At 71.8% G+C, this 5111-nt stretch carries 6 protein-coding genes and 5 tRNA genes; 6 read left to right on the top strand and 5 right to left on the bottom strand.

Going from position 1 to position 5111, the window contains the following annotated elements; all coding sequences use genetic code 11:
• On the top strand, window positions 1-523 hold a 523-nt coding region (locus tag P1P75_RS39555; RefSeq protein WP_319264469.1), incomplete at its 5' end, for a DsbA family protein.
• Between the two features lie 6 nt (window positions 524-529).
• Here P1P75_RS39555 and P1P75_RS39550 read toward each other — a convergent pair.
• From P1P75_RS39550 to P1P75_RS39540, 3 genes are all read right to left on the bottom strand, one after another.
• Window positions 530-1348: a GNAT family N-acetyltransferase gene (locus tag P1P75_RS39550; RefSeq protein ID WP_319264467.1), complete on the bottom strand. Its 819-nt coding sequence runs from the start codon at window positions 1346-1348 to the stop codon at window positions 530-532.
• An 81-nt stretch (window positions 1349-1429) separates the two neighbouring features.
• Complete coding sequence (locus P1P75_RS39545) at window positions 1430-2251, bottom strand: aminodeoxychorismate lyase (protein ID WP_319264465.1); 822 nt, start codon at window positions 2249-2251, stop codon at window positions 1430-1432.
• A complete protein-coding gene (locus P1P75_RS39540) occupies window positions 2248-3291 on the bottom strand; it encodes a chorismate-binding protein (protein WP_319264464.1) in 1044 nt (347 codons plus the stop codon). The genes P1P75_RS39545 and P1P75_RS39540 overlap by 4 nt, the downstream gene beginning before the upstream one ends.
• 200 nt (window positions 3292-3491) lie before the next feature.
• Here P1P75_RS39540 and P1P75_RS39535 point away from each other — a divergent pair.
• The 5 genes from P1P75_RS39535 to P1P75_RS39515 all read left to right on the top strand — a co-directional run bounded on the left by P1P75_RS39535 (window position 3492) and on the right by P1P75_RS39515 (window position 3964).
• Window positions 3492-3564, top strand: a tRNA-Gly gene (locus P1P75_RS39535).
• A gap of 38 nt (window positions 3565-3602) precedes the next feature.
• Window positions 3603-3676, top strand: a tRNA-Cys gene (locus P1P75_RS39530).
• A 1-nt stretch (window position 3677) separates the two neighbouring features.
• Window positions 3678-3749, top strand: a tRNA-Val gene (locus P1P75_RS39525).
• Window positions 3750-3783: 34 nt separating this feature from the next.
• Window positions 3784-3855 (top strand) — tRNA-Val (locus P1P75_RS39520).
• A 37-nt stretch (window positions 3856-3892) separates the two neighbouring features.
• Window positions 3893-3964, top strand: a tRNA-Val gene (locus P1P75_RS39515).
• 56 nt (window positions 3965-4020) lie between these two features.
• Here the strand turns inward: P1P75_RS39515 and P1P75_RS39510 are convergent.
• Together P1P75_RS39510 and P1P75_RS39505 are read right to left on the bottom strand one after the other, a co-directional pair.
• Complete coding sequence (locus tag P1P75_RS39510) at window positions 4021-4323, bottom strand: zf-TFIIB domain-containing protein (protein ID WP_086766465.1); 303 nt, start codon at window positions 4321-4323, stop codon at window positions 4021-4023.
• Window positions 4324-4404: 81 nt separating this feature from the next.
• Window positions 4405-5111: aminoglycoside phosphotransferase family protein (locus P1P75_RS39505; protein ID WP_319264462.1), on the bottom strand; the 707-nt coding region annotated here is incomplete at its 5' end.

Here is a 5111-nt window from a genome sequence, read left to right as displayed (position 1 = left end):
GCGCTGGGTTTTTTATAAAGGGAGGGGTCCCGCCCTCGTCCTCGATGTCTGGTGCGAGCTCCAGTGCCCTGACTGCCGTACCGCGCTGGCCGATCTGCGTGCCCTGCGCGAGCGGTACGGCGACCGACTGGAGCCGCGGCTGCGGCACTTCCCGCTGGAGAAGCACCGGCACGCCTTCGCCGCGGCCCAGGCCGTCGAGGAGGCCGTGGAGCAGGGGCAGGGCTGGCCGTACGTCGAGGCGGTGCTGGGGCGGGTCGAGGAGCTGGACCGCAAGGGCGAGCCCTTCCTGGTCGAGGTGGCGCGGGAACTGGGTCTGGACGCCGAGGAGTTCGACACGGCGCTCATCGACGGGCGGCACATCCTGATCGTCGACGCCGACCAGGCCGAGGGCAAGGCGATCGGCGTCACCGGCACCCCGACGTACGTCATCGGCGGTGAGCGCCTCGACGGCGGCAAGAGCCAGGAGGGGCTCCGCGCGCGCGTCGAGGAGATCGCGGACCGGCTGCTGGCCGAGCGGGGCTGAGACGGCTCAGAGCAGCTGTTTGTAGAGGGAGTAGCCCTCCGGCACATAGCCGAGCGAGTCGTAGAGGCGCTCGGCGGGCGTGTTGCCGGCGAAGACGTTGAGGCCGATGACGGGCTTGCCGGCGGCGATCGACTGGGCCTCGGCCAACAGCATCAGGGTGCGGCCGTGGCCCCGGCCGCGGAAGGGCTCGTCGGTCTCGACGTCGAAGACGAACGCGATGTCGCCCGCGAAGGACATCCACAGCGTGCCCACCCGGCCGCCCTCGTGCTCCAGGACGCTGAACAGCATGTCCGGGGTGTGCACGCCCTGCGGCGGCCGGCTGTCCCGCCGCGCCTTGGCCCACGCCTCCTCCTCGGGAACTCCGCGGTCGATCCAGTCCTGCGCGTACTCCGCGACGCCCCGCTCCAGCCACGGCTCGAACTCGGCCTCGGTCATGGGCCTGGCCCGGCTGCCGGCGGGCAGTTCGGGCGGGACGGCGCCGAGGGGCTTTCGCATCCCGCGGTTGCGGTGGACGTACCCGAGCGCGCGGGCCAGGCGCAGGGCTGCCTCGGCGTCGGCGGGGACCCGGATCTCGATCCTGTGGCAGCCCCAGCCGCGCGCCACCTCCTCGGCGGCGAGTGCGGCCACCGCGCCCCGGCCCCGCCCGCGGTCCGCCTCCTCGATGTGCAGATGGTCGACGCGGGCCACCGCCGGACCGAATTCGGGGTGGGTGCAGAGGTGGACCGCGCCCACGGGGCGGCTGTTCACGCACACCTGGAAGCGGCGGGACAACGCCCCGTCGGCGGTGCGCTGGAGCGGCTCGGTCGGCCGCAGGGTCGTGGTCATCACCGGTGTTCTACCCGCTGCCCGACCTCGAGTCAGCCGAATTAGGGGAGCAGTGCCCGCCGAGCGGCGGTCTCCCTGCCCCTACGGATCGAGGTCGTCGCCGGCCCGTTCGGCGAAGATCCGCATCGCCTTGGTGGTCACCGGCCCGTGCGTGCCGGGCAGTTCGCGGTCGTCGACGCGGTGCACGGCCTGGACGTCCCGCAGGGTGGAGGTGAGGAAGACCTCGTCGGCGCGCTCCAGCACGTCCAGCGGCAGGTCGGTCTCCTTGGCACCGGTCCAGTCGACGGTCAATTCGCGGGTGATGCCCGCGAGGCAGCCGGAGGCGAGCGGCGGGGTGTGGATCTCGCCGTCCAGAACGACGAAGACGTTCGACCCCGTGCCCTCGCAGAGCTGTCCGACGGTGTTCCCGAACAGCGCCTCGGAGGCGCCGCTTCGGTGGGCGCGGGCCAGCGCGACGACGTTCTCGGCGTACGACGTCGTCTTCAGGCCGGTGAGCGCGCCGCGCTCGTTGCGGGTCCAGGGGACCGTGATCGCGGCCGTGGAGTCGGGGCGGCGGCCGGTCTCGCCGAGGGCGACGACGAGGGTCGGCCCGTGCTCGCCCCGGTCGGAGCCGAGGGGTCCGTGGCCGCCGGTGTAGGTGATGCGCAGCCGGCCGAGCGGCATCGGGTTCGCGTCCAGGACGGCGGCGCAGGCGCGGCGGATCTCGGCGTGGTCGGGTTCGGGCAGGCCGAGGCCGCGCGCGGAGCGGGTCAGCCGGTCGAGGTGGCGGGTGAGCGCGAACGTCCTGCCGTCCACCGCCTTCACGGTCTCGAAGATGCCGTCGCCCACGGTCAGGCCGTGGTCGAAGACGGAGACACGGGCGGACTCGATGTCCTGCAGCCCGCCGTCCAGCCAGATCTTCACGTCAGTCCCTCTCCACTCACCTCGTACGCTCCCGACGCTATCGCGAGCAGTCGGGACGCCTTCAGCTCGGTCTCCCGCCACTCCGCCTCGGGGTCGGAGCCCCAGGTGATGCCGGCGCCGGTGCCGAAGCGCAGGACGTCTGCCGCGCGGTCGATCCAGAAGGTGCGTATGCCGACGGCCAGCTCGCCGGTGCCCCGGTCGGCGTCCACCCAGCCGATGCCGCCGCAGTACGGTCCGCGCGGCGCGGTCTCCAGCTCGTCGATGATCGTCAGGGCGCTGGACTTGGGGGCGCCGGTGACCGAGCCCGGCGGGAAGGCCGCGTCGAGCAGTTCGGGCCAGCCGGCGTTCTCGCGCAGTTCGCCGCGGACCGTGGACACCAGGTGGACGAGGCCCGGGTGCTTCTCCACGGCACACAGATCGGGCACGGTCACGCTGCCGGTGGCGCAGACCCGCCCGAGGTCGTTGCGCACCAGGTCCACGATCATCACGTTCTCGGCGTAGTCCTTCTCCAGAAGGTCCGCTTCGGTGCGCCCGGTCCCCTTGATCGGCCCGGACTCCACGATCCGCCCCTCCCGGCGCAGGAACAGCTCCGGAGAGGCGGTGGCGATCTCGACCCCGTACCCGGGCAGCCGAATCGTTCCGGCGTACGGCGCCGGGTTGCCGCGGGCGAGCAGGGCCGTCAGGGCGTCCGCGTCGGCGCCGGGGGGCAGCGGCGCGGACAGGACGCGGCACAGGTTCGCCTGATACACCTCGCCGGCCGCGATGTACTCCCGGATCCGGCGCACCCCGGCCGTGTACGCGGCGTGATCCAGGGACGACGTCCAGTCACCGGCCGCGGGACCCCGCCACTCCCCCACCGTCGGCGCGGGCACCGGCTCCACCCGTACGTCGGCGAAGCGGGCGCAGACCGTACGGCCATCGAAATCGGCGGAAACGGCCCAGAAACCCGTGGAATCGAGGGCTGAGAGGTCTTCCGTGACATCGAGGAGACCGGTGGCGACGCGGTCGCCGAAGCGGGCGAGAGGAGGGAGGTCGAGCACGATGTCGAGTCTAGGGCGGGTATCCCGGCGAGGGCTCCGGGATGTGCCGGCAGGGGCCTGAGCAGGTACTCGATGGAACCTTGAGCAGGTACTCGGTGGAACACAGCGCAGCACGCTGCACAAACGCGTTTTTGTGCTGGCCCCGGAATCCGCTAGAGTTCAACTCGTCGCCGGGCCGCGAGAGCGGGCCGAAACGACAGGCGGACGTAGCTCAGTTGGTAGAGCGCAACCTTGCCAAGGTTGAGGTCGCGAGTTCGAGCCTCGTCGTCCGCTCGAAGGAAGAAGGGGACTTCACGGTTCCCTACACTCCTGGTGGAGTGGCCGAGAGGCGAGGCAACGGCCTGCAAAGCCGTCTACACGGGTTCAAATCCCGTCTCCACCTCCAAGGACGATTAGCTCAGCGGGAGAGCGCTTCCCTGACACGGAAGAGGTCACTGGTTCAATCCCAGTATCGTCCACTGGATCTTCGGCAGATCATCGAAGGTCCGTCCCGCGCGATTAGCTCAGCGGGAGAGCGCTTCCCTGACACGGAAGAGGTCACTGGTTCAATCCCAGTATCGCGCACGCAGCATCCACGGCCCTCGGGTCGTGATCACCCCGAGGACGATTAGCTCAGCGGGAGAGCGCTTCCCTGACACGGAAGAGGTCACTGGTTCAATCCCAGTATCGTCCACACACCGAAAGCCCCCGGCCGCCAGCGCGGTCGGGGGCTTCTTCGTGCGCGCCGGATCAGCTGGAGAAGAGCATGTGGCCGAAGCTCTTGTGGCGCTTGTTGCCGTAGTGACCGCCGTGGCCCCCGTGACCGCCCTGCGGGGCGCCCCAGGCGGGAGCGGGCGCGACAGGAGCGGCCGGGTACGCCTGCGGGGCGGCCGGGGGCGGCGGGGCCGGCTGGGTCCACTGGGACTCGACCCGGGTCAGTGCCTCCAGCTCGCCGTAGTCGAGGAAGATCCCCCTGCAGTTGCTGCACTGCTCGATCTGGACGCCGTTGCGGTTGTACGTGTGCATCGGGGCGTGGCACTTGGGACACTGCATGGTTCGGCTCAACTCCTCGCCGGTCGGTCCTGCTTCGCGTATCACCAGGACAGACTCTGTCCCGCTGCGGTCGGTTGCACCCTACTTCGCCGGGCTCGGCGCCAACTGGGCAGGTACGAAACCCATTCGGGCACAGGCGTCGGCGAGAGCCTGCTCGACCTCGTCCAGATCCCTGCCCCGGTCGAGCGCCTTCGTCAGGGCGCGGGCCGCGGTCTGGACGGTGAGGGCGCGGGCCGGGACGTCGAGGGCGGGCCAGGGGTCGCCGTCGGCGGGGACGGCGGGGCCGCCGGCATCCCGGTAGGCGGTGAGGAACCGGTTCCACTCCTCGGGCGGGAGCAGACCGCAGGCGTACCAGGCGGCGGGGCGGGCGAGGTCCCAGGCGGGGACGCCGACGCCCAGGTCGTCCACGTCGATGAGGCGCCACGGGCCGTCGGGGGCGGGGTGGCGGACCAGCTGGCCCAGGTGGAGGTCGCCGTGGCAGAGGGTCGTCGTGTCCGGCATGGGCGCCTCGGCGCGGGCCCAGGCGGGGAGGTGACCCCAGGCCCGCAGGACCGGACCGACGGCGGGGTGGGGTCCCGCCTCGCGGAGGCGGGCCACGGCACGGGCCGCCTTGGCGGGGCCGCGCATCGGGGGCAGTGGGGTCGGCGCCGGGGTCCGGTGCAGGCGGGCGAGCAGCTTGCCCGCCTCCTCCCAGGGCGCGGCGTCCGGGTCCTGTGGGTCCACGGGGGCGCCGTACGGCCAGAAGGTGACGAGGCGGGCATCCAGGACGGTGGGGGTCGGGGCGAGCG

Origin of the sequence: Streptomyces sp. ID05-39B, from assembly GCF_033794725.1 — a bacterium.
GTDB lineage: Bacteria > Actinomycetota > Actinomycetes > Streptomycetales > Streptomycetaceae > Streptomyces > Streptomyces bobili.
The sequence above is the reverse complement of the archived record's forward strand: the minus strand, read 5'-3'. Positions and strand labels throughout refer to the sequence as shown.